Source organism: Gordonia alkanivorans (assembly GCF_004011905.1).
In the GTDB taxonomy this organism is placed as follows: Bacteria; Actinomycetota; Actinomycetes; order Mycobacteriales; family Mycobacteriaceae; genus Gordonia; species Gordonia alkanivorans.
Map to the genome: position 1 here is coordinate 691,315 of NZ_CP027114.1, position 21,954 is coordinate 713,268.

The window sequence follows — 21,954 nt, forward strand, 5'->3', positions numbered from 1 at the left end:
CGCAATCTGTAATTGCAGACCCGTCGCCCAAGGTGAGCGCAACTTACACAGTCAGTCACTCCGGGGTCGCCTGCTCGTCGAATAGAATGCGACCGTGCCGCATCCCACCGACCCGCTCGCCCTCGGGCAGCAACTGGTGGCGATCATCGAGGGTGGCCGGCGCACAGCAACGTACAAGCTAGCCGTCCTGATGGCTCTGCTCGACCTAGCAGTTGAATCCGTGCCCGACAACCCGGACGCGGCTGTCGACGTCGACCTGGATGATCTGACCAGCCGAGTCATCGAGCTGTACTGGCGCCAGATGCGACCCCTAGACGGCCATCTCCTGCGACAGTCCGCCGACGGGCGAGGAGTCATCTTCGACGCAGTCTCGGACTTGCGGGCCAAGGCCACGACTCACCGGACTCAAGGCCTCGATCTCGTTGTCGCATACGAGTCAGAGCGCTACAGGGCGACGCATGCCGTCGTCAAACGGACGCTGGTGCGGTATCCGTTGAAACTTCTTCAGAACCTCACCTCGGGCGGCGAGCAGGAACGCTTCCTGTACGACGACTCCTGGATGGGTACTGACTCGCAGGGAAGAGTGGCTGACCACGGCAACAAACTGACGCTGTTCCCCGGCGTATGCGTGACTCTCGCGCGCCTTGCACCGTTGCTGAAGCCGGCCTTCCAGCTGGCGTGGGTCGATGACGTTCTGCCGTGGTCGCGGGTCGGCATCGACGGGCTCGCGAATCTCGTTGTCTCGTGCCAGGGCTGCAACTCGAGCAAGTCAGACCGGTTGCCCGCGCCCGCGCACGTCAAACGCGCACTCGACCGCGGCGAGGATACGCTCGACGGTCTCGCCGCCGAGATCAATTGGCCCAGTCAGTACGACCGCGTGCTCGCTGCCGGTCACGGACTGTACTCGACCCAACCAACCGGAACGCCGATCTGGCAGGGACGCAACGACATAACGTCACTCGGCCGCGTCGACATCAACTGGCTCGGGTGATCCCACCGGAACCCGCGGAGGCGAGCACGTGCCCGCACACCACCACGACGGCGCTGACTCCCGCGGCCACCGCGAAGACAGACCAGAGCGCAACCTTCACCAACAGCGCACCGACCAGGGCACCCACCAGAATCGTCACGATCGCAGCCAGCCGGCGATTCAGGATCGTGGCCCGACTGGGGCGCGCGAACATGTCGATCGCCCAGGCGGTGATCGTCGACGTCACGACGACGGTGGTCACGTCCGCGACACCGATGTTGCGCGCCGCGGCGGCCTGCATGCCCATCGCGCCCGCCGTCATCCCGATCGAGAACATCGCTGCCACATGCTCGGTCGGTTCGAGCCAGACGAGGACCGCGGTGCCGGCGACCAGCGATGCCGACACCACCAGCACCGCGGTCAACCGCGGACTCCATCCACGCCGCCCCGAACGTAGGAACAGGCTCGCGATCCCGGCGCCGACGATGAACGCAATCAGGGCGAGGGCCAGCGAGAAGACCGGCAGTCCGTCGGCACCGGCCGCACCCATACCGAGGATCAGCACGTTGCCGGTCATGTTCCCGAGGAACACGGTGTCGAAGCCGAGAAAACCGCCCGCGTCGACCACGCCGGTCGCGAACGTGAGCACGAGCATCAAGGCGAGATTGCGCGTCGCCTCACGGTCGACGCCGACATCGGGGGGCCTCTCACTCATCGCCACGCGCGGCTCCTTCGGGCCCGGACTTCCGCCGGCGACGCTACGCGGAACGTTCGTGACCAGCGCTGTTGATCGCCCGATCGTAAGGCCGAGATGGTCCATGTGTCCTGCGTAGGCCGTTTCCCGCGCGAACTCGACCCGACCCGGTCCGCACCGCCGGGTATCGTCGTCGTGTGGTCGGAAGCGTCGACGAATCCGCGGGCGGGACAAAACGTTCCGACCACACCCCGCTCGACAACCCGGCCCGGGCCGCCCTGGCCGGCCCGCATGCGCGGTTCGCCGAAGGAGTCGGCACCGCCCTGCGGTACCACCCCGACGTCTGCCCGATGGCTGCCCTCCCCGACGGCCCGACCGCCCAGGACTGGGCCGACGCCGCCCGTATGGTCGGACCGGGAAATTCGCTCTTCATCCCGGTCGTCGCCGACACCCCACCCGCCGACTGGCAGTCGAAGATGCATCTGCCCGGAGTCCAGATGATCGACGCCGGGGTGCCCGCGAGGCCCGACGACGCCGCGATCCGCCTGACCGCCGACGACGTCCCGCAGATGACCGACCTGGTCAGCCGCACCCGTCCCGGGCCATTCCGGAAACGGACCATCGAGATGGGCACCTACCTCGGGTTCCGACGCAACGGCCGGCTGATCGCGATGGGCGGCGAACGACTCACCCTCCCGGGATACACCGAGATCAGCGCAGTGTGCACCGACCCCGATCACCGTGGTGAGGGCCTCGCGTCGCGGCTGGTTCTCGCACTCGCGCAGGGTATTCGGGACCGGGGCGAAACCCCGATCCTGCACGCGGACGCGACCAACGTGAACGCCATCCGCCTCTACGAGCAGCTGGGATTCGAGGTCCGGAAGGAGGTCCTGTTCCAGGTGGTCACCACACCCTCGTAAGAGGTCCTACGATGCGTCACTCCGCTTGAGCGACTTCGCCAGCGGGGCGATCTCATCCAGGTAGATCGAGGCGAGGACCTCGGATTCGTCGGCCAGGTTGCGGACGCGGTCGCTCTCGGCGCGGTCCCACTCCGCGTCGACGACGTGCTCGAATTCGTCTATCGCACTGACCCTGTCGAGCCAGGCCTGCTTCTCCTGGCGCTGTTGGATGCGGGCGACGATCTGCTCGTAGCCGGCGAATGCCTCCAGACGTTCGACTAGGCCGTCGAGTCGCCCGGACAGCACCCGCGACTTCTCGGCGAAGATGGCGATAACCTCGTCGTCGACGCCGAGGTGTCCCTCGGGTTTGTCGCCGAGGATGTCGAGCTGGTCGCGCAGTCCGGCGGCGGCGGTGGCGATGGAGGTGACCTCGCCGCCGAGGTCGACGCGGACCGCATGGCGGTCGAAGAAGTCCAGCTGCCAGGCCGGTTGACGGGCCACGCTGTCGGCGACCATCGCCGTCGTCCAGACGATCTGTCCGACGCGGTCGCCTCTGAGTTTGTCGAGGTCGCCGCCACCCCAGATGTCGAGAGCGAGGGAGACGTACTCGGATGTCTCGTTCACCTCGTCCTGCAGACGGCTCTGCACGGACTGGCACGACGCCCATCGGCGGGCCTGTGCCAGCCGCATGTCGTCGGCGAGCTCGGCGAGCGGGTCGGTCGAGTTCGACGCGACGGGGTCTGACACCGAGATCGGCGAATCACCGCGCCCAGCGCGCCGACGCGCGGAGTCGGCCTTCATCTCGCTGAACATCGCCGAGAAGGCACCGATGGCCATGGACATCAGCAGGACGAGCGCCACCGCGACCACCACCACGAAGACGGCCACCGCGACGAGCATCATGCTTCCAGTGAACCACTCCGCGCTGGTCCCGTCGCCGGTTCGAACGCAGGTCTGCGCACGCCGGGGATTGTCGGACCCGACCTCTAACGTCGGCGACACACATCAGCACCAGCCGGAGGCCGCACATGTCCCCCACCGTCACCCGGAACCAGTTGGAATTCGCTTTTCCCGATGTCCACCCCGACGCCCGACTGCACATCCGCGTGTATCGCACCCTCCGCGTTCCCGACGACGAGACCACCTACGGGCTGCCGCCCGGAATCGGCTCGTTTTCCCTGATCAATGCGGGCACCGTTGCCCACCGGCCTCGCACCTGGGCCGGCTCTGACGTACTCCTCCCCATGTGGCAGGCCGAGGCCGCCTGGTTCAGCTTCAACTCACCCGAGGACTACCCGTTTCTCGTCCGGATCTCGGTCGGCGGGATCAACGCGGTCACCGGCGACGACTTCTCCGACGCCGTCGACTTCCTGGGCGAGGACTACTTCGAGGTCCCCGAGCAGCCCTGGCTCGACGGCTTCCGGGTGGACGAGAAGACCGTCCGGCAGTTCGTCGCGATGCCACTCGGCGGCGGCTACACCGCTGCGGAACAGCTCAGCGGGGCCGACGACGGAAGAGTCCGCATCCAGGTCACCCCGCTTCGCTCGTCGACTTGGAACGAACGGGTCGCCGCACGACGCGTGGCGCTGCCTCTGTCCGCTCCCGACATGATGAATTTGTGCGCAGAGGCACCCGAAGCCACCGGCGCGATGGGCATGGGCGCAGGTGGATCGATCACGCAGTCCATCGCGACGCCCGTCGAACCACGCACCAACTGGGACACCGACGCCACCGGCGCGGCCGTCCTGCGGATCATCAACAGCGCGGACTGGGAGGGACTGACCGGAACGGCTCCGCACCACGCGCCTCCCACCATCGAGGAGTATCTGCAGTACGGCTATCCGTGGTTCGAGTGGTACGACGACTCGCTCGCGCGGCGCGGCGGCTCGAAGCTCACCGACCTGAAGACAGTGAAGGAGATCGGTGACTCGAAGGGCGAATCGCCTCTCCCCGACAACCCGAGCTTCGATCCGCCCGCACCGCACATCGTCACGGCGTGATCACCCACCGACCCCGACCACCCGGCTTCGCCGCGGCCTTCTGAGCGTCGGCGACCCAGTCGAGCGGAAAGGTTCCCTCGACCCGGATCGGCAGGTCACCCACCGCGGCGAGTTCCAGCAGCCGCGCGAGCCGGTCGTCCGCGTGAGAGTCGACCACGTCGACCGTGATCCCACGTTCGGCGGCCGGGGCCCGACCGGGCATCACCCCGACCAACCGACCGTCGTTCTGCACCAGCGCGAGGGCGTCTTCCTGCATCGCGGCGGCATCGGCGACCGCGAACCAGCCGCCCAGCGGCCGGTCGAGGAAGTCCGCACCGAGACCCCGCACGAAGTCCTCGTCGGCCGGTCGGGCGAGCCCGGCCACGTCCCACCCTCGACGCCGGGCCAGAACCAGGAGGTATCCACCGACCACCCCGGCCGCACCGGTCACGAGTAGTCGGTCGCCGCCGGGCCCGGGCTCGCCGAGAAGGTCGAGGATCTGCTCTGCGGCAAGGGCATTGATGGCAACGGTCGCCGCGGCGACGAGGTCCAGCGATTCCGGCACGACTGCCACCGCGTCAGCCGGGACCACGACCTCGTCGGCGTAGGCGCCCGTCGAATGGTCGAAGCCGGGCAGGACCCCGGCGACCCGGGTACCCCGTGCGAGGTCGACGCCGACGCCGGACTCGAGGACCGTGCCCGCGAAGTCCATACCCAGCCCGACGGGCGTGTCGCCGCTGATCACCCCCACCGAGTGGAAGAACCCGGACGAGACCGCCAGGTCGACCGGATTGATCGACGCGGCAGCGACGGCGACGCGCACCTCACCGTCCGCGGGTTGCCGCACCGGGATGTCGACGATCTCGATCGAATCGGGTCCCGACGGCGTGGTCACGACGGCGGCGCGGAAAGTGTCTCGGTATGTGTTCATGACGTTCTCCTCCTTGTGTGTAGCCCTCCTATGAACCACCATGAGAGAGCAACTCTCTATTGGGAAGTACGCACTTCGAAGTGCGTTACGCACCGGAACGAAAGGTGCCACCATGCCGACACAGACCGCGGCGGACAGACGGGCGGAAGCTCGCGCGCAGTACGACGCATTCCTCGCGCAGTGCCCCAGCCGCCAGCTCCTCGACCGCATCTCCAACAAGTGGGTCGCGCTCATCCTCGCCGCGCTCGGAAGCGATGGTCCCGCGCCGGGCAACGACTGCCCGGGCGGCCCGCGGGCGATGCGCTACTCCCAACTCGCACAACGCCTGGCCGGCGTCAGCCAGAAGATGCTGACGCAGACGCTGCGGTCGATGGAACGCGATGGACTTCTCACCCGCACGGTGACTCCCACGGTTCCGGTCACCGTCACCTACGAACTCACCGACCTCGGGCTGTCCCTGCACGGCGTCATGGCGTCGATCAAGACGTGGGCCGAAGCCCACATGGACGAGGTGCACGCGTCCCGCGACAGATACGACACCGCGCACCAGTGACCCGGCCGCTCTGCCGCTCGCACGCCGCCGAGCCCGATCCGACCCCAAGCAATCGCTTGGTTTGTTACGTTCAGCGACGATGGGATTCCTGAAGCAGACCACGCCGGACATCGATTTTCCGACCTGGAGCCAGGGCACGCGGGCGGAGAAGATCCGACCGATGGCGCGACACTGGGCCGAGGTCGGATTCGGGACCCCGGTCGCCTTGCACCTGTTCTACGTCGGAAAGATCCTCGCCTACATCCTGATCGGCTGGGCGATCGTCATCTCGACACCCGGCATCGACGGCTTCTTCGCCGTCACCGACTGGTACAACGAGCCGATCGTCTTCCAGAAGGTCGTCCTCTACACGATGCTGCTCGAGGTCGTGGGCTTCGGCTGCGGGTTCGGTCCGTTGAACAACCGCTTCTTCCCGCCCTTCGGTTCGATCCTCTACTGGTTGCGCCCCAAGACGATCCGCCAGCCCCCGTGGCCGCGCATCCCCTTGACCACGGGCGACACCCGAACCCCGGTCGACGTCGCGCTCTACGGCGCGCTGATCGTCGTCGTGCTGATCGCGCTGTTCAGCCCCGGGTCCGGCGCCGTCCCCGCTCTCGACACGACCGTCGGAGTTCTGCCGGTGTGGCAGATCTGGACGATCCTCGCACTCCTCGCCGCGATCGGGCTCCGCGACAAGACGGTCTTCCTCGCAGCGCGCGGGGAGGTGTACGGCGCACTCACGGTGACCTTCCTGTTCAGCGGCGTCGACATGATCATCGGCGCCAAGCTCATGTTCCTGTGCATCTGGCTGGGTGCGGCGACATCGAAGCTGAACAAGCACTTCCCCTTCGTGATCGCGACGATGATGTCGAACAACCCGATCTGGCGGTCGCCGAAGATCAAACGCAAGTTCTTCGAGGACTTCCCCGACGACCTGCGCCCCGGACGACGGTCACGCTGGATCGCCCACTTCTCCACGGCAATCGAGGGACTCGTCCCCATCGTGCTGTTCTTCTCGCACGGCGGTTGGGTCGGCGGGATCGCCGCCGCGATCATGCTCGTCTTCCACTTCGGCATCCTGTCGTCGATCCCGATGGGGGTCCCGCTCGAGTGGAATGTCTTCATGATGTTCGGCATCCTGGCGATCTTCGTGGGACACCCGGGCATCGGCCTCACCGATCTCGAATCACCCTGGCCGATACTGTTGTTCGCAGTGTCGGCGACGACAGTCGTCGTCGGCAATCTGATGCCGCGCAAGGTGTCCTTCCTGCCGGGCATGCGGTACTACGCCGGCAACTGGGACACGGGGCTGTGGTGCATCAAACCGTCGGCGTCGGCGAAGATCGAAGCCGGTATCGTCGCCATCGCCTCGATGCCGGCCGCTCAGCTCGAACGCTTCTACGGCAGTCCCGAAGCCGCCCAGATCCCGCTGTACATGGGATATGCGTTCCGCGCCTTCAACAGTCACGGTCGGGCACTGTTCACATTGGCGCACAAGGCGATGGCCCCCACCCCGGAGGATCAGTATGTCCTCACCGACGGTGAGCGGATCTGCAGCACCGCGATGGGCTGGAACTTCGGCGACGGCCACCTCTCGAACGAGCAGCTGATCGAATCACTACAGCGGCGTTGCCACTTCGAGCCGGGTGAGGTCCGGATCGTCCTGCTCGACGCCCAGCCGATTCATCGCCAGACCCAGGAGTACCGCCTTCTCGATCCGGCCACCGGCATCTTCGAACGCGGGTACGTCCGGGTCGCCGACCTCGTCACCCGCCAGCCCTGGGACGACGAGGTCCCGACGACGGTGACGTGGCGCGCCGACGGGAGCCACACCGGCGTTCACAGCTAGGTCGAGGCGAGGTAACTGTGGACGAAGGTGACCGCCATCGCCCCTTCACCCACGGCGGATGCCACGCGCTTCACCGAGTTCCGGCGGACGTCGCCCGCCGCGAAGAAGCCGGGAACCGAGGTCTCCATGTAGTAGGGGGCACGCTCGAGCGGCCAGTGCGCCTCGTGATGGGTGCGCACGAGATCGGGTCCGGTGATGAGGAATCCGTGATCGTCGCGCACCAGCGGGGTCCCGGCAGCCCATTCGGTGGCGGGGTCGCCGCCGATGCACACGAAGAGTCGTTCCGTGTCGGCATCCTCGACGGCGCCGGTCTTGGTGTCCTCGAGACGGATCGATGTCAGCCCCTGCGCTCCGTCGAGGCCGACCACCCGGGTGTTCGTCCTGATCTCGACGTTGGGTTGCCGGACGACCCGCTCCTCGAGATAGGCGGACAGCGTCGCCGACAGGGACGGCCCGCGAACCAGCATGGTGACGCGCTTGGCGTGCGCCGACAGGTTCATCACCGCCTGGCCCGCCGAGTTGCCGCCGCCGACGACGAACACCTCGAGGTCGGAGCACGTCGAGGCCTCGCTGGTCCCCGCCCCGTAGAACAGGCCGCAGCCCATATAGCGCTCTTCGTCGGGGATTCCGAGGCGTCGCCACTCGACTCCGGTGGTGCACACCGCAGTCCGTGAGACGACGGTCGTGCCGTCGTTCAGGGTCGTGTACACCCGATCGTCGGCGAAGCGGGTCTGCATCCCGTCGCGCATGAGGAGGAGTTCGGCGCCGAACGAGACCGCCTGCTGGCGGGCACGTTCCGTCAGTTCGCCACCGGGGATGCCCTTCGGGAAGCCGAGGTAGTTCTCGATGAGGCTGCTGTAACCGGCCTGCCCGCCGACGGCCTCGCGCTCCAGGACGGCGACACTCAACCCCTCAGAAGCCGCGTAGACCGCGGCGGACAGACCCGCCGGCCCGGCGCCGTAGATCGCGACGTCGTACTCCTGCAGCCTGGGTTCCCGGACCCACCCGAGCTGGTCCGCCAGCTCCGCGACCGTCGGCGAGTGCAGCCGTGAACCGTCAGACAGGTCGACGATCGGAAGGTCTGTCTCGTCGAGCGGAAGACCGAAGCGCCGGGTGCAGTCGACATCGTTGTCGATCGGGACCCATTGGAAGTGGACGACGCTCCGGCTGAGGAAGTCGCGTAGCTCGAACGCTCGCCGGCACTGGCTGCGACCGTAGACGGTGACGAGGTCGGTGGCGTGCGAATTCGTCGTTGTGGACATGAGGGGCTCCGTGATTCGTGAAGTGCGGTGGTCGAGAGTGTTTCGGAAGTCAGCGTGCGTGGGCGTGGTTCAGCTGCCGGACCCAGTCGTCGGGCACACGACCGACCGGGCCCGGCACGCCCTGGTCGGCTGGGTGGGAGGTGGGTTCGACCATCGTCGGGCCGTCGAACACCTGACGGGTTCGGAAGCTGTAGAACCAGTTCTCCCCGGGTTCGAAGCTCTGCATGACCGGGTGTCCGGTTTCGGCGGCGTGCTGACGGGCGTGGCGGCTGAGCGAGTCGTCGCAGCAGCCGATGTGGCCGCACTCGGCGCATCGCCGCAGGTGGAACCACCAGGACCCGGCGGCTTCGCATTCGACGCAACCCGGTCCGCTCGGCGGAACGCTGGTGTCGATCGATGTGTCGTTCATGGTGAGAGCCCCTCTCGCGCAGTGTCACTGCAGAGTCCTTGGATCGGTGACTCCAAGACTCGTCCGATGGCGGGCGGATGTCGTCGATGCTGACCGCCAACCCGACCGGAGGCTGGCCGGTGCACGGGACTACCGGCTAGCCGGTATCGCGGTTCCCTCGAACAATCGACAACGGCGTGTCCGAGGTGCGCAGGTTCGCCGGTTGCGCCATGATCGGAGGCACACGACGAGATCGCGGTCGGGGACCCGATCGTCGTTCGCGCCGGATCGGCGTCCGAGCCAGCGTGTGCGCACGATCCTCGGCAGGTCTTCAATTCTGTTGTTGGTCAACGTTTTTCCGCCGCGTCGAGGTGCGGAACGTCCCCCGATCGGTCACACTGTGAGAACGCAGTCCTTCGCCGAGAGGGGTCAGAAGTGACCAGTACCTTCGATGCAGCCACCTGGGGAGCCCAGCTCAACGCCGTCGGGGACGACATTCTCGCAGGCGATCTCTCGTTGCGAGAGGAATCCCTTCGACGCAAAGTCGCCTTCTATCTCGGCGCCGACGGACTGCCCGTCAGCCAGACCTCGTGCGAGCCGTCAGAGTGGTATCCGACGCTGGTGACCCGCATGACCTCGGTGGTCGTCGCCCATGGACGCGTGGTCGTGGCCATCGATGCCGCGCTACCCCTCCACTCCTCGATCCTCGACGTCGCGTTCCCCGGGGCCGGCTCGACAGGGCCGATGCTCGACATCACCGTCGTCGACCTGTCCCGGCACCGCCGAACACTCCACGCCCAGATCCCGTCTCACCTGGTTGTGACCGGCACCATCGCCGTGGCACTGTCTCCCGTCGCGGCGAGACAGAAGAGCACCGCACAAGTGAACAGGACCGCGATCGGCTGACCGGACGGCCTCAGCGGTCGAGAACCGTGGGGCCGAGGAACTCGCAGACCTTGAGGGCCAGGGCGAGGTCGAGGCGGTCGCGGTCGCGCGGCACCTCGGCCAGCGCCTTCCCGACGCGGTACTTCACCGTGTTCCGGTGCAGGTTCAGGCGTTCGGCGGTGTGGAGGTGACTTTCCTTCGTGGCGAAGTACACCGACAGCGTCTCGCGCAGCATCGCCGCGTTCGGGGTGTCCTCGGCGAGTCCGCCCAGTACTTCGTGGACCCAGGCACGCGTCGAATCCAGTTCGCGGGCAAGTAATGACACGACGGCGACACCCCGGTCGCCGAAGCCGACGACCTGTCCGGCCGAACTCCCCGGCGTCGTGGCGACCGAATAGGCGGCGCGGGCCTGCTCGTGTGTGCGCCGGAAACCACGCGCACCCGACGCCGGGAGGCCCCAGGCGACCCTGACCCCCGGCGGCACCGTTGCCTGCGCAACGCTGTCGTCGTCGCCGCGAACTGCCAAGGGAATCCAGGCCCAGACGGTCGACCGGTCGATCGCGGTGACGATCGGGTCCCCTCCGCCACCGATCTGTACGGCCAGGTCTCGCGCCGCGCGGGTGAGCGCGCCCAGCTCGCGCGGATCGTCGTCGGCCGACCACACGATCAGCGCGAGATGCCGCCGTTCCAGGCGGTATCCGGTCTCGCTCTCGAAGTCGCGGTCGTCGGCGTCGAGGCTGTCGAGGAACGAGTGGATGGCGGCCGACTGCACGTTGCCCTCGACGCCGAGCCACCGGCGGCGCTCGTCCTCGTAGGCCTCGAACACGTAGAGCGTTATCCAGTCGATGTAGCCGAAGACGACATCTGAGATGTGCCGGATGAGCGCCATGGAGGCCTCGGCATCGAGGTCGAGTTCCTCGACCATCCGGTAACAGCGGTGCATCATGCTGTTCTGTCCCATGTGGTACGCCCGGACGAGTGAGTTCGACGGCACGTCGCGCTGCGCCAGCCTGAGCGCATATTCCACTGCGGCGGTTGCCGGTTGGAGATGCTCGATGGGGATGTCGTTGGCCAGGACATGGATGATCGTCGACACGTTGCCGTGAACGCTGGCCGCGAGAAGTTCGATCAGCTTGGGGTCGGTGTCGAGTTGGTCGATGCCGCGGGTCATCATCGAGCTCAGCTCGGCGACGAGCTCGGACTCGCCCTCCCGCAACATCTTCGCGACCAGCGCGGCGTGTTCGAGCAGTTCGGAGCCGGCCGCGGCGGGCACCCCGGCCAGCCGGTCGCGGGCTGCGTCGCCCGCGGCCGTCGACATCGAGCGAAACGCACCCGAACCGGTCACCGGGCCGAACCCACCCGGGCGTGACGCAACGCCGACTCCGCGGCGTGGTACCCGCACAACCCGTGCACACCGGCTCCCGGCGGACTGGACTGAGAGCAGATGTACACGCCCGGGACGCCTGTCGAGTACGGATCGACCGCAAGGCGGGGACGCAGGACCATCTGCAGCCCGTTGTTGGCGCCGCCGATGATGTCACCGGCCGCGAAGTTGGCGTTGCCCTGGTGCAGAGCCTCGGTTCCCAGGCTCGTCGTGGCGACGATGCGGTCGCGGAAACCGGGGGCGAATCTCTCGATCTGCGCCACGATCTGTTCGGTGGCGTCGCCGTCGAAACCCCGCGGGACGTGGGCGTAGGCGTAGATCGGATTGATGTCACCCGCACTCCGACTGGGATCGGCGACGTACTGCTGACCGAGCAGGACGAAGGGCCGAGCCGGCATGACCCCCGCCGCGCGTTGCTTCTCCGTGTACGCGACCTCGTCGAAGTCGCCGCCGAGGTGCACGGTTCCGGCCCGAACACAGTCCGGATTGGTCCACGGGATGTCACCGTCGATGACGAAATCGACTTTGAAGGCCGACGACCCGACGCGGTACCGCCGGTAGGAGCGACGGATTCGTGCGGGCATGGCGTCGCCGTAGATCGAAAGCACCTGCGCCGGAGACAGATCCAGCAGGACGAGGTCGGCGGTGGGGATGTCCGCACGGGAACTGACACGGACTCCGGTCTCGATCTTGCCGCCGGCGTCGAGCAGCGCCGCCGACACCGCCGCGACGATGGCGCCGGAACCGCCCTCGGCGACGGGCCATCCGTATCGATGCCCGCTCGCGGCGATCATCAGACCGAGAGAAGCCGTCAGCGGCCGGTCGAGGCGGGAGAACAGGTGCGCGGCGATCCCGCCGTAGAGCGCACGCGCCCGTTCGGTTCGGAACCACCGCGCGAGCACGGTCGCCGGCAGCACCGCACGAGGACCGAACGCCGCCAGACAGATCGGGTGTCCGGGGACGTTGACGATCGGCCGCAGCAGGTCCTCACCCAGGTCGTCGAAATGTTCGGCGAGGTCGCCGAACATGGACCGCCAGCGGACTCCGTCGTCGCCCAGACCGGCGGCGGTCTCGGCGATCGACTGGTACAGCAGCGCGGCGTCGCCGGAGTCCAGCGGGTGGGCGCAGTCGATCTCCGGCCACTTCCACACGAGCCCGTACTTCTCGAGTCCGACCTCGGCCCAGAACGGCGACCCCACCCCGAGCGGATGGAACGCCGAGCAGTGGTCGTGGATGACGCCCGGGACGGTCAGTTCGCCGGATCGTGCGCCACCCCCGACCGTGTCGGCGGCTTCCAGTACCTGCACCTGCACGCCGTTGCGGGCCAGGTGCAGGGCGGCGGCGAGCCCGTTGGGCCCGCCGCCGACCACGACAGCAGTGGTCACTGCTGCACCTGATCTGTCGCCTGCACGGGCGACGTGCCGCTGTCGTTGCGGCGCATCCGCGGTTCACGCACCACTTCAGGATCGGTGACCGCGCGACGAGCGTCAACGTCGAGAGTCCACTCGACGTCGAACGGGATCGGCCCGTTCGGGAGCCACGGCTGCTCGTTGATCGCGTCGACGACCCGGTAGGTGCCGGTCTCGATGACACCCAGCGCGGCGTCGATCACCTTGTAGGCCTGCGTGCCCTTGTGGATCGGCTGCGACTCGATCCACGCGACGGTGAACTCACCCGGCGCGAAGTTGCAGCGTCGCTGCAGGGCGGCGATCAGCTTCTCATCGTGGAGGTGTCCGTCACCGAAGTTGAAGGCCACCAGTGAGTTACAGGAGAACTCGGCCTCGCGCAGGGTGTAGGTGTCGATGTCGGAGCCGAGACGGCGCATCATCAGCGAGTACAGCGCGCGGCCCTGGCTGTGCAGCGACCGCCACGCCAGCAGCTGGTGCATCACCACGTCGGCGACCTCCGGCGGGTACGACTCGAGCAGCTGCGTGCGGGTGTTCTTGGCCGGTCGCACAACATACTTGTCGAGCTTCTCCTCGGCGCCCGGCGCGAACGCCCAGGTCGCCGACGCCCAGTTGCCGGCGTACTGACGCATCGACGGCAGGAAGGAGACGAGGTCGGGCCGCAGGTTGCCCAGGATCGGGAAGAAGCAGAGCGCCGCGACGATCAACACCATGCCCCACGGGGTCGAGGTGTCGGTGAGGGCGTAGCCGTCCCAGGCCGGGAACCCGAGGAACAGGAACACCGACGCGTAGGCGAACAGCATGTTCCATTCGAGCGGAACGGCCAGCGGGAACGTCGACAGGATGAACAGGTGGAAGCACACCATGAGCACGACCGCGGCCACGGTGAGCGTCTTGTTGGTGGAGAAGAGCAGCACCAGGGGCGTGACGATCTCGACGATGGTGCCCAGCACGTGCCCGACGCCGCCGGCCAGCTTCGACGGCCGCATGTCCTCGGGGAAGTTGCGGTAGTGCGCACGCTTGACCGTCTTGCTCGGCAACCACGGGGTGTTCGACAGCATCGGCGGGATCACCATCGAGAAGTGATGCCCCATCTTGGAGATTCCGGCACCGACCCAGACGGTCACGATCAGCAGCTTCAGCGCGAGGATCATGTCCACGAACGGCAGGATTCCGAAGAAGATGATCGCGGGCAGGTACTGCTCGGATCGTCCCGCGAGGAAGATGACCTTGTCCCGCAGACCCATGACGACGAGCAGAGCGATCAGCGGGTACATCAGCGTCGGGTTCACCAGGCCCTGGTTGTCGGCCATCGCGGCGTCCAGCGAGTCCGACGTGACACCCGGAAGAGCGATCGCGACAACGAGATTCGTGAGGATCAGGGCGTACACCGCGACGTCGAAGGGGGTGCGGGAGTCGCCCTTGGTGAAGGGCACCTTGCCGGGCCACGGTGGGAGCCGGATCGTCTTGGGGCGCAACCAGTACAGGATGCCTCCGGTCATCGGCTTGAAGTGGCCGGCCAGCGGACCCCACGAGCCGCCGATGCCGAGGATCTCCACCAGCACCGTCCACAGGATCGCCTTCTGGTAGACGATGGGTTGGTTCCACCACTCGGTGACGTGGAGCGGGTTGAGTCCGGACGTCAGGGTCGCGAGCGTGATCCCCACGCCGACGTAGAAGACGAAGACCTTCACCAGATAGATGATGTGCACCATCTTCGGTGTGCCGAATCCGTAATCGGCCCAATGGGCGCCGAGTGTGCGGATTCGGTCGAAGAACGGTCTCTGGAGGAATGTCTCCGGGTCCACTTGGGGGAAATCGGGTTGGGTGAGTCCCATTGCTGTGCACTCCTTTTCCGGTGGAATATCACCGGATTCGGGCGTCGCGGGGGTCCGTGGCGCGTGGGGTGTCGACTCGGCAGCCGGGACGGCTGCGAGGTGGTGGATCGTGTGGGGTCGTCAGATGGGCGCGGGGCTGCGCAACTCGTTGCGCAGGGTCGGCTTGTCGATCTTGCCGACGGGGTTGCGCGGCAAAGCGTCGATGACGTGGATCACGCTGGGCTGCTTGACCTTCGCGAGTCGGTCGGCGATGTGGTCGGCGAGTTCCTCGACCGACGGGTTCCGCTCCGGGTAGGCGACCACGAAAGCGACCGGCAGCTCGCCGTAGAGCTCGTCGGGGGCGCCGACGACGGCGCATTCGAGGACGTCGGGGTGGGTGGCGAGCGCGTTCTCGATCTCCTTCGGGTAGATGTTCTCGCCGCCACGGATGATCATGTCCTTGATCCGGTCGACGAGGGTCAGGTAGCCGTCGGAGTCGAGACGGCCGACGTCACCGGTGTGCAGCCGGCCGTCGACGATGGTCGAGGCGGTGGCATCGGGACGATTCAGGTAGCCGCGCATCACGTTCGGTCCGCTGATGACGACCTCGCCGATCTCACCGGTCGGCACCTCGGCGCCCGTGGCGTCGACGACGGCGATGTGCTGGCCGGGCAGCGCAGGCCCGACCGTGCCGAGTTTGCGCACACCGTCGACCGGGTTGCAGGCCGACGCACACGTCCCCTCGGTCAGGCCGTAGCCCTCGACGATCGGGATGCCGAAGGCCTGCTCGACCCGGTCGAGCAGTTCCTTGGAGATCGGGGCCGCCCCGCAGACCGCGAATCGCAGTGAAGCGACCGCGTCCGGGGTCAGACCGGGCTGCGAGACGAGGAGCGCGTAGATGGTCGGGACTGCGGAGAAGTACGTCGGCTTCAGTCGCTCGACGTCGTCGAAGAATCGGCTCGGCGAGAACTTGCCGGTGATGCTCAACTGCCCGCCGACCAGCATCGGCGCCAGGAAGCTCACGCAGATGGCGTTGACGTGGAACAGCGGCAGCACGAGTAGTGCGTGGTCCCGATCGGTGAGCGAGAAGTGCTGGGCCATCGCCGAACCCATGTGGTGCAGGTTTCCGTGGCAGAGGCGCACGCCTTTGGGACGGCCGGTCGAGCCGGATGTGTAGATGAGCAGTGCGTCGTCGTCGAAGCTCGGCGTGGCCGGGGCGCGCCAGCGCTGGGGCGGCGACGTGGCGAGGTCGTCGACGGGGAGGAAGTCACGATCGGGATCGGTGCCACCCGCGGTGAGCCCGACGACGAGGCGTGCGCCCGAGTCCGCGAGCTGGTACTCGGCCTCATCGGGCGTGAAGGCGGGATTGACCGGCGTAGCGACCGCGCCCAGCCGCCAGGCGGCCATCAGCGTGATCAGCAGTTCGACGCGGTTCGGCAGGAAGGTCGCCACCACATCGCCCCGGCCGACACCTCGACCGGCGAACTGCTCGGCCGCGGCGTCGACGCGCTCGGCGAAGCCCACGTAGTCGAGTGCGGTCGCGTCGTCGCGAACACACGGTGCGTCGCCACGCTCGGTCAGGTCCCAGGCGAAGTAGGAACTGGTCACGGGTAGGCCTCCAAGGCAGATCACGTTTGTCCTCCGGTATGTGATTCAGAACACTAAGCAACCGCAAAGTGATCTGAAACGGCCCGGGAGGCCAGACTTGGCAGAGGCGTTTGTCCTCGGAGCACAAAAGCCTCTGCCGGGATCGCGACGCAGCATCCCCGCTGCCGACGTGGGCGTCAGCCGTCCACGTCGGCGAGGAAGTCGGCGACCGCTGTCGCGAGCCGATCCGGGGCCTCGAGCGCGACGTGGTGGCCCACCTCGTCGAACTCCACCGCGGACAGCGGCCCGCCGGAGATCTGCGCGAGCGTCTGGACGGTGAACGCCCCTCCGGAGGATCCGACCGCGAGCATCGGCACGGCCAGCGGCACGGCAGCCCTGGCCCGGAACTCCTCCCCTTCGGCGAGCATGGACCGGTACAGACCCGCTGCCCCGCGCCAACCGCCGTCTCGGGCGAAAACCCGGACGAACTCGTCGAGATCCTCCTCGCCAACCGCCCCCTCGACAGTGGTCATCGTCGGAAAAGCCCACTCGCCGAGCACTTCCCGCTCGCGGCCGGCGATGAGCAGGTCGGGTATCCCTGGCGCGGCCAACGCACCGATGTGCCACGAACCACCCTGGGTGACATCCCCGAATCCCTCGAGTCCGAATCCGGCCAGCCCCATCTCCACGCCGACAAGGCTCCGCACGAGTTCGGGATGCCCCGAGACGAACCGATAGACCGCACCGCCCGAGATATCCTGCGCGAGAACATGTACGGGGCCGGACGCGAGGTGTCTCACGAACTGGTGGATGTCCTCGGCGGCCATGGAACTGGTGAAGTCGTCGCCGGCGACAGCCGAATCGCCGAAACCGCGGAGGTCGAGGGCGAACACCCGATGGGTCCCCGCCAACAGCGGGATCAGCTTGTGGAACGCCCACCACGACTCGGGGAACCCGTGGACCAGGACGATCGGCGAGCCCTCCCGCCCCGCCGAAACGTAGTGCAGCACCGTTCCGTTCACCGCTGCATCGTGATGCTCGACGCCGGGGATCGTGGCCCGGACCGGGATCTGCGTGCCCATGATCATGATCGACTCCTTAGATTGACAACTAGGTTGTCAACATACGGTAGGAGTATGACAACTAGGTTGTCAACATCTCGGGGCGCGCAGTAATCTCCCGGCGTGGACGTTTCTCATGGCGCACAGTTCGCCCGCATGCTGGTCGAGACCTTCGACGCGATGACGCGCGAGGTCACCGAGAAACTGACCGAGGCCGGGCATGCGGGCCTCACGGTTTCCAATGAGCTCGCCATGGAGGCCATCGAGGAGGGGGCGGGCAACGCCGCTTCCCTCGCCCGGCACCTCGGCGTCTCCCGCCAGGCGGCCGCCAAGACCATCAGCACGCTCGAGGGACTGGGCTACGTGGAACGAGCGGCAGACACCGACGATGCGCGCCGCAAGAGTCTGCAGATCACCGCGCACGGTCGCGAGGCGATCGCGATCGGGAGTGCTGCGTTCGAGCAGATCCGTGTCCGATGGGAGGCGGCTGTCGGCGCGCACCGGGCCGCCGAGACCGAAGACGCCCTGCGAGCACTTCGGGACGACGTCGCCGGCAACTTAACGGCTCCCGGAGAAGCGAAATGACCCCCTACCTGAATCGATAGGGGGTCATTCCTGGCGGTGGCGGAGGGATTTGAACCCTCGGTACGGGGTTACCGCACACAGCATTTCGAGTGCTGCACCTTCGGCCGCTCGGACACGCCACCGCGAAAGACTGTACCGCAGCAGGGCGTTGAGTCTTAAATCAGCTGGTCAGAGCCATAAAACCGGGTGCAGCGGACAATCAGTGGCCGGTGAGCTTGTCCTTGACGTCGTCGATCTTGCCCTTGACGGCGTCGGCGGCCTCGGTGATCTTCTGCTTGCCCTGGGCGTGGGCCTGATCGCCCTTGCCCTCGTTCTTCAGACTCTGATCGTCGGTGAGGCTGCCGGCGGCTTCCTTGCCACGGCCCTTCAACTCTTCGGCCTTGTTCTTGGCGTCGTCAGTGGTTCCCATGAAGCCTCCTCGGTGAGGTTCGGCGCGGCCTGGTGCCGGCCGAGGTGGAAGAACTCGGCGACCTCACGCGCCGGTGGCTCGACGCGGGCGTCGCTCGAAGGAGCTGACTCCTGGTTCCCACCGTGCCACAGACATTCCCCGGCCTGCAGAACCGCAGGTCAGAGGATGATCAGCGGTTGTTGAACTTCTGGGCGACCTCGGTGATCTTGTCTTTGGCCGTGGTCACGGCCTCCTGGACCTTCTCGTTTTCGGCGAGTTCGCTCAGCTTGTCCTTGGCGGTGCCGAGCGCATCCTGGACCTGCTTGCTCTCGACGAACTCGTCGATCTTGTCGCGGGCGGTGCCCAGTGCTTCCTGCACCTTGCCGCTCTCGGCCAGTTCGTTGATCTTGGACTTGGCGGTGTCGAAGGCTGCGGTGACCTTGTCGGCCGGGTCGGACATGGCTTCTCCTCGAGGATCTGGTCGGTACCAGTCCAATCTGCCAGAGCAGCACAGCGCCGACCATCGGTCGCGACCCTGAGATCCCACCGATCTTTTTGTCGCCGGCCCCTGACAGCCGCCCTCAGCGCTCGCGCTTCGTCGCGAAGAAGTCGACCATCAGCGCCCGGCACTCGTCCTCGAGTACCCCGCCCTTCACCTGGGGGCGGTGGGTGAGTCGCGGGTCCCGCACGACGTCCCACAGGGACCCGACCGCCCCGGTCTTGGGCTCCCATGCCCCGAACACGAGTGCGTCGACGCGCGAGAGCGTGATGGCACCGGCGCACATCGTGCACGGTTCGACGGTCACCGCGATCGTGCAGCCGGGGAGTCGCCAGCCGTCACCGAACGCCTGGGCGGCGGCGCGCAGGGCGAGAACCTCGGCATGAGCGGTCGGGTCACCGTCTGCTTCCCGGCGGTTGGCCGCGCGCGCGAGTTCGACGCCCTCGGGGTCGAAGACCACGGCACCGATCGGGACGTCGTCGGTACCCGACAAGGATGCGGCGTCGAGCGCCGCGCGGACCATGTTCTCCCAGGCGGGGGCGCTCATCAGGAGCCGGTCAGTGTCCGAGCGAGTCGAGAACCTTGCCCAGTTCGTCGGCGAAGCCGAGTCGGGCGGCGATCATGCCGAGCTGCTCGTCGGCGTAGAGGTCGGTGTCGCCGACGATGATGCTCATGACCGCGTCGGGCAGGCCCAGGTCGGCGAGGACCGCCAGGTCTCCCTCTTCCCACGGGTCGACGGTGTCGAGCTCGTCCGGGTCGATGTCGGGGACGTCGAGGTTCAGGGCGTCGAGGACATCGGCCGCGACGTCGTAGTCGATCGCCGCAGTGGCGTCGGAGAGCAGTAGACGAGCACCCGTCGGCGCGGGACGAATGACGATGAAGAACTCGTCGTCGACGTCGAGCAGTCCGAAGACCGCACCGGCGGAACGGAGCTCGCGGAGTTGCCTCTCGGCGTCCTCGAGATCGGAGAGCGCCGACGGCTTGAGCGCAGAGACCTTCCATCCGCTCTCGTCACGGACCACCGCGACGGCGAAACCGTCGATGTCGTCGTCCACGTCCTGCGCGTTCGACCCCGACTTCCCAAATCCGGCACCGGCCATGGGAGAAACCGTAGCCGCTATCACCGGCAGTCCCAAGTCCCGGGACGAGCAGCGATCAAGGTATGGGAACGTTGTCGGCGTGACTGCTGACTCGTCGTCCTCGCGTTCTGTGCCCACGACGCCGGTGTGCGTGCTGGGTCTGGGTCTGATCGGCGGCTCGCTGCTGCGCGTCCTGCACGACGCCGGCCACGAGACGTTCGGCTACAACCGCTCGTCGGCGACCGTCGAGGCAGCGACCGCCGACGGGTACCAGGCGTCGACAGATCTCGTCGCCACCCTGCGCCGGGCGGCCGAGACGGGTGCCGTCGTGGTGCTGGCGACGCCGGTCACGACCATCGAGCCGATCCTCTCGGCCATCGCCGAACATGCGCCCGGCGCGTTACTGACCGACGTGATCAGCGTCAAGCAGGAAGTGGAGAAGGTGATCGCGCGGGCGCATCCCGGTGCGCGGTACGTCGGCGGCCATCCGATGGCCGGGACGAGCCGGTCGGGTTGGTCGGCAACCGATCCGACGCTGTTCCAGGGGGCGATGTGGGCGGTCACCACGACCGATCACACCGACGCCGACGACTGGCTGGCCGTCGCGTCGATCGCCCGGCTGGCGGGTTCGCGGGTCGTGCCGGTGGCGCCCGACGCCCATGACCGTGCCGTTGCCGCGATCTCGCACATGCCGCATCTGACGGCGGCCGCGACCGCGGCTGTGGGTGCCGGCGAGAGCGACCTGGCTCTGCGTCTGGCGGCCGGCAGTTTCCGCGACGGCACCCGGGTAGCCGGTACCGCGCCCGCGCTGCAGCGGGCGATGATCGAGGCCAACGGCATCGCCGTCCTGAATGTGCTCAGCGAGACCATCGACCGGCTGATCGCCGCGCGCGACGAGCTGCGCGACCACGGGACCGCGGAGATCCTGGTCGACGACGGGCATCGCGCACGCGTCGCATACGAGCGACTGCACGATGGCGAGCCGGAGCCGATCAGCGGGGTGACCATCGGTGAGCCGGGCTGGCAGGAGGAACTCCGCCGCCAGGCGCACCAGGGGCGGGTCTGGGTGGGCTAGGCCTACAGCCGGGTCTGGGTGGGTTAGCTAGACCCGTCGGGCGAGTCCCGGGTAGTCGGTGACGAACCCGTTGTCATCGAGCGTGAGGGTCGTGGTGGCCAGTGGCGACACGAGGTCGATGCCCTTCGCGGTGGCGGTGTAGGACATCGTGGCCGCCTTGACCTCGCCGCTCGGCAGGTACATGTACACGACCGGGACGTCGACGGCCCCGTCTGCCTCGGTCAATGCCTTGCGGCGCAGCGGAAGCGCGTTGAACATCGGCGAGAGGGCGAGGTCGACGTCTTCGGCACCGTCGAAGTCCGACCGGATGATCTCGCCGTCGGGGCGCCGGATGAGCCAGGTGCCCTCGTTGTCGCGGGTGATGCCGAACTGGGTCTCCCCCGCCTCGCAGATGAGGTGCACAGTGAGGCGTTTGGTGACGCCGGACTCCGTGGTCTGCAATTCGTACGACGCCGAGAAGGCCTCATGGTCGTCGGTCTTGGCGGCGATGATCCGGCCGTAGGCCTTCATGCGCGCGCCGGAGACGACCAGGCGCACCTGTTCGAGTCGATCGGTGTCCTCACCACGCCACGTCAGCACTGTCTTGAACTCGTCCGTGGTGGCGGAGGACTGCCCGCTCTCGGGGGCTGTCTGCGGGGAACTCACACGTCTACGGTAGCGAGCCGACGGACCGATCACACATCG

General features: G+C 67.3%; 23 protein-coding genes and 1 tRNA gene. 8 read left to right on the plus strand and 16 right to left on the minus strand.

Going from position 1 to position 21,954, the window contains the following annotated elements:
- Positions 1-94: 94 nt before the first annotated feature.
- Positions 95-991 carry an HNH endonuclease domain-containing protein gene (locus C5O27_RS03235; RefSeq protein WP_127961896.1) on the plus strand — a complete coding sequence of 299 codons (897 nt, stop codon included), beginning with the start codon at positions 95-97 and terminating at the stop codon, positions 989-991.
- On the opposite strand, the gene C5O27_RS03240 is transcribed toward C5O27_RS03235, so the two are convergent.
- The gene (locus tag C5O27_RS03240) at positions 975-1,691 is read right to left on the minus strand and encodes a YoaK family protein (RefSeq protein WP_127961897.1); all 717 of its coding nucleotides are present in this window, start codon (positions 1,689-1,691) and stop codon (positions 975-977) included. The genes C5O27_RS03235 and C5O27_RS03240 overlap by 17 nt on opposite strands.
- A gap of 170 nt (positions 1,692-1,861) precedes the next feature.
- On the opposite strand from C5O27_RS03240, the gene C5O27_RS03245 reads away from it, so the two are divergent.
- A complete protein-coding gene (locus C5O27_RS03245) occupies positions 1,862-2,584 on the plus strand; it encodes a GNAT family N-acetyltransferase (protein ID WP_127961898.1) in 723 nt (240 codons plus the stop codon).
- A gap of 6 nt (positions 2,585-2,590) precedes the next feature.
- Here the strand turns inward: C5O27_RS03245 and C5O27_RS03250 are convergent, their stop codons facing one another.
- Positions 2,591-3,466 carry a hypothetical protein gene (locus tag C5O27_RS03250; protein WP_127961899.1) on the minus strand — a complete coding sequence of 292 codons (876 nt, stop codon included), beginning with the start codon at positions 3,464-3,466 and terminating at the stop codon, positions 2,591-2,593.
- A gap of 125 nt (positions 3,467-3,591) precedes the next feature.
- Between C5O27_RS03250 and C5O27_RS03255 the strand changes: the two genes are divergently transcribed.
- Positions 3,592-4,563 carry a hypothetical protein gene (locus C5O27_RS03255; RefSeq protein ID WP_127961900.1) on the plus strand — a complete coding sequence of 324 codons (972 nt, stop codon included), beginning with the start codon at positions 3,592-3,594 and terminating at the stop codon, positions 4,561-4,563.
- Here C5O27_RS03255 and C5O27_RS03260 read toward each other — a convergent pair.
- The gene (locus tag C5O27_RS03260; RefSeq protein WP_127961901.1) at positions 4,553-5,473 is read right to left on the minus strand and encodes an NADP-dependent oxidoreductase; all 921 of its coding nucleotides are present in this window, start codon (positions 5,471-5,473) and stop codon (positions 4,553-4,555) included. The genes C5O27_RS03255 and C5O27_RS03260 overlap by 11 nt on opposite strands.
- A gap of 112 nt (positions 5,474-5,585) precedes the next feature.
- On the opposite strand from C5O27_RS03260, the gene C5O27_RS03265 reads away from it, so the two are divergent.
- The gene (locus C5O27_RS03265; protein ID WP_006358909.1) at positions 5,586-6,026 is read left to right on the plus strand and encodes a winged helix-turn-helix transcriptional regulator; all 441 of its coding nucleotides are present in this window, start codon (positions 5,586-5,588) and stop codon (positions 6,024-6,026) included.
- Positions 6,027-6,105: 79 nt separating this feature from the next.
- A complete protein-coding gene (locus tag C5O27_RS03270) occupies positions 6,106-7,854 on the plus strand; it encodes a DUF3556 domain-containing protein (RefSeq protein ID WP_127961902.1) in 1,749 nt (582 codons plus the stop codon).
- Here the strand turns inward: C5O27_RS03270 and C5O27_RS03275 are convergent.
- Both C5O27_RS03275 and C5O27_RS03280 read right to left on the minus strand, forming a co-directional pair.
- Entirely contained in the window at positions 7,851-9,116 is a 1,266-nt protein-coding gene (locus tag C5O27_RS03275) for an NAD(P)/FAD-dependent oxidoreductase (RefSeq protein ID WP_127961903.1), read from the minus strand. The genes C5O27_RS03270 and C5O27_RS03275 overlap by 4 nt on opposite strands.
- A gap of 49 nt (positions 9,117-9,165) precedes the next feature.
- Complete coding sequence (locus C5O27_RS03280) at positions 9,166-9,525, minus strand: UBP-type zinc finger domain-containing protein (protein WP_127961904.1); 360 nt, start codon at positions 9,523-9,525, stop codon at positions 9,166-9,168.
- Between the two features lie 414 nt (positions 9,526-9,939).
- Here C5O27_RS03280 and C5O27_RS03285 point away from each other — a divergent pair, with 414 nt between their 5' ends.
- Positions 9,940-10,410, plus strand: coding sequence for a hypothetical protein (locus tag C5O27_RS03285; RefSeq protein WP_127961905.1), 471 nt, complete (start codon positions 9,940-9,942; stop codon positions 10,408-10,410).
- Between the two features lie 10 nt (positions 10,411-10,420).
- Here the strand turns inward: C5O27_RS03285 and C5O27_RS03290 are convergent, their stop codons facing one another.
- The 5 genes from C5O27_RS03290 to C5O27_RS03310 form a co-directional block, all read right to left on the minus strand.
- Complete coding sequence (locus tag C5O27_RS03290; protein WP_127961906.1) at positions 10,421-11,707, minus strand: PucR family transcriptional regulator; 1,287 nt, start codon at positions 11,705-11,707, stop codon at positions 10,421-10,423.
- A gap of 23 nt (positions 11,708-11,730) precedes the next feature.
- A complete protein-coding gene (locus C5O27_RS03295; RefSeq protein ID WP_127961907.1) occupies positions 11,731-13,158 on the minus strand; it encodes a phytoene desaturase family protein in 1,428 nt (475 codons plus the stop codon).
- Positions 13,155-15,017: a DUF3556 domain-containing protein gene (locus C5O27_RS03300; protein ID WP_127961908.1), complete on the minus strand. Its 1,863-nt coding sequence runs from the start codon at positions 15,015-15,017 to the stop codon at positions 13,155-13,157. The genes C5O27_RS03295 and C5O27_RS03300 overlap by 4 nt, the downstream gene beginning before the upstream one ends.
- 120 nt (positions 15,018-15,137) lie before the next feature.
- On the minus strand, positions 15,138-16,604 hold the full coding sequence (locus C5O27_RS03305) for a class I adenylate-forming enzyme family protein (RefSeq protein WP_006358900.1): 1,467 nt from the start codon (positions 16,602-16,604) through the stop codon (positions 15,138-15,140).
- A gap of 176 nt (positions 16,605-16,780) precedes the next feature.
- A complete protein-coding gene (locus C5O27_RS03310) occupies positions 16,781-17,671 on the minus strand; it encodes an alpha/beta fold hydrolase (protein WP_127961909.1) in 891 nt (296 codons plus the stop codon).
- Between the two features lie 96 nt (positions 17,672-17,767).
- On the opposite strand from C5O27_RS03310, the gene C5O27_RS03315 reads away from it, so the two are divergent.
- Positions 17,768-18,229 (plus strand): MarR family winged helix-turn-helix transcriptional regulator, encoded by a 462-nt coding sequence (locus C5O27_RS03315; protein WP_127961910.1) that lies wholly within the window; start codon positions 17,768-17,770, stop codon positions 18,227-18,229.
- 31 nt (positions 18,230-18,260) lie between these two features.
- Here C5O27_RS03315 and C5O27_RS03320 read toward each other — a convergent pair.
- From C5O27_RS03320 to C5O27_RS03340, 5 genes are all read right to left on the minus strand, one after another.
- Positions 18,261-18,351 (minus strand) — tRNA-Ser (locus C5O27_RS03320).
- Between the two features lie 77 nt (positions 18,352-18,428).
- On the minus strand, positions 18,429-18,638 hold the full coding sequence (locus tag C5O27_RS03325) for a CsbD family protein (protein WP_006358717.1): 210 nt from the start codon (positions 18,636-18,638) through the stop codon (positions 18,429-18,431).
- Between the two features lie 169 nt (positions 18,639-18,807).
- Positions 18,808-19,077 carry a hypothetical protein gene (locus tag C5O27_RS03330; RefSeq protein ID WP_006358718.1) on the minus strand — a complete coding sequence of 90 codons (270 nt, stop codon included), beginning with the start codon at positions 19,075-19,077 and terminating at the stop codon, positions 18,808-18,810.
- A gap of 121 nt (positions 19,078-19,198) precedes the next feature.
- On the minus strand, positions 19,199-19,663 hold the full coding sequence (locus C5O27_RS03335) for a nucleoside deaminase (protein WP_006358719.1): 465 nt from the start codon (positions 19,661-19,663) through the stop codon (positions 19,199-19,201).
- Positions 19,664-19,673: 10 nt separating this feature from the next.
- Positions 19,674-20,216 (minus strand): tRNA adenosine deaminase-associated protein, encoded by a 543-nt coding sequence (locus tag C5O27_RS03340; protein WP_006358720.1) that lies wholly within the window; start codon positions 20,214-20,216, stop codon positions 19,674-19,676.
- A gap of 79 nt (positions 20,217-20,295) precedes the next feature.
- On the opposite strand from C5O27_RS03340, the gene C5O27_RS03345 reads away from it, so the two are divergent.
- The gene (locus C5O27_RS03345) at positions 20,296-21,270 is read left to right on the plus strand and encodes a prephenate dehydrogenase (RefSeq protein ID WP_035754337.1); all 975 of its coding nucleotides are present in this window, start codon (positions 20,296-20,298) and stop codon (positions 21,268-21,270) included.
- 27 nt (positions 21,271-21,297) lie between these two features.
- Here the strand turns inward: C5O27_RS03345 and C5O27_RS03350 are convergent, their stop codons facing one another.
- Entirely contained in the window at positions 21,298-21,948 is a 651-nt protein-coding gene (locus C5O27_RS03350) for a putative glycolipid-binding domain-containing protein (RefSeq protein ID WP_035754335.1), read from the minus strand.
- Positions 21,949-21,954 lie beyond the last annotated feature (6 nt).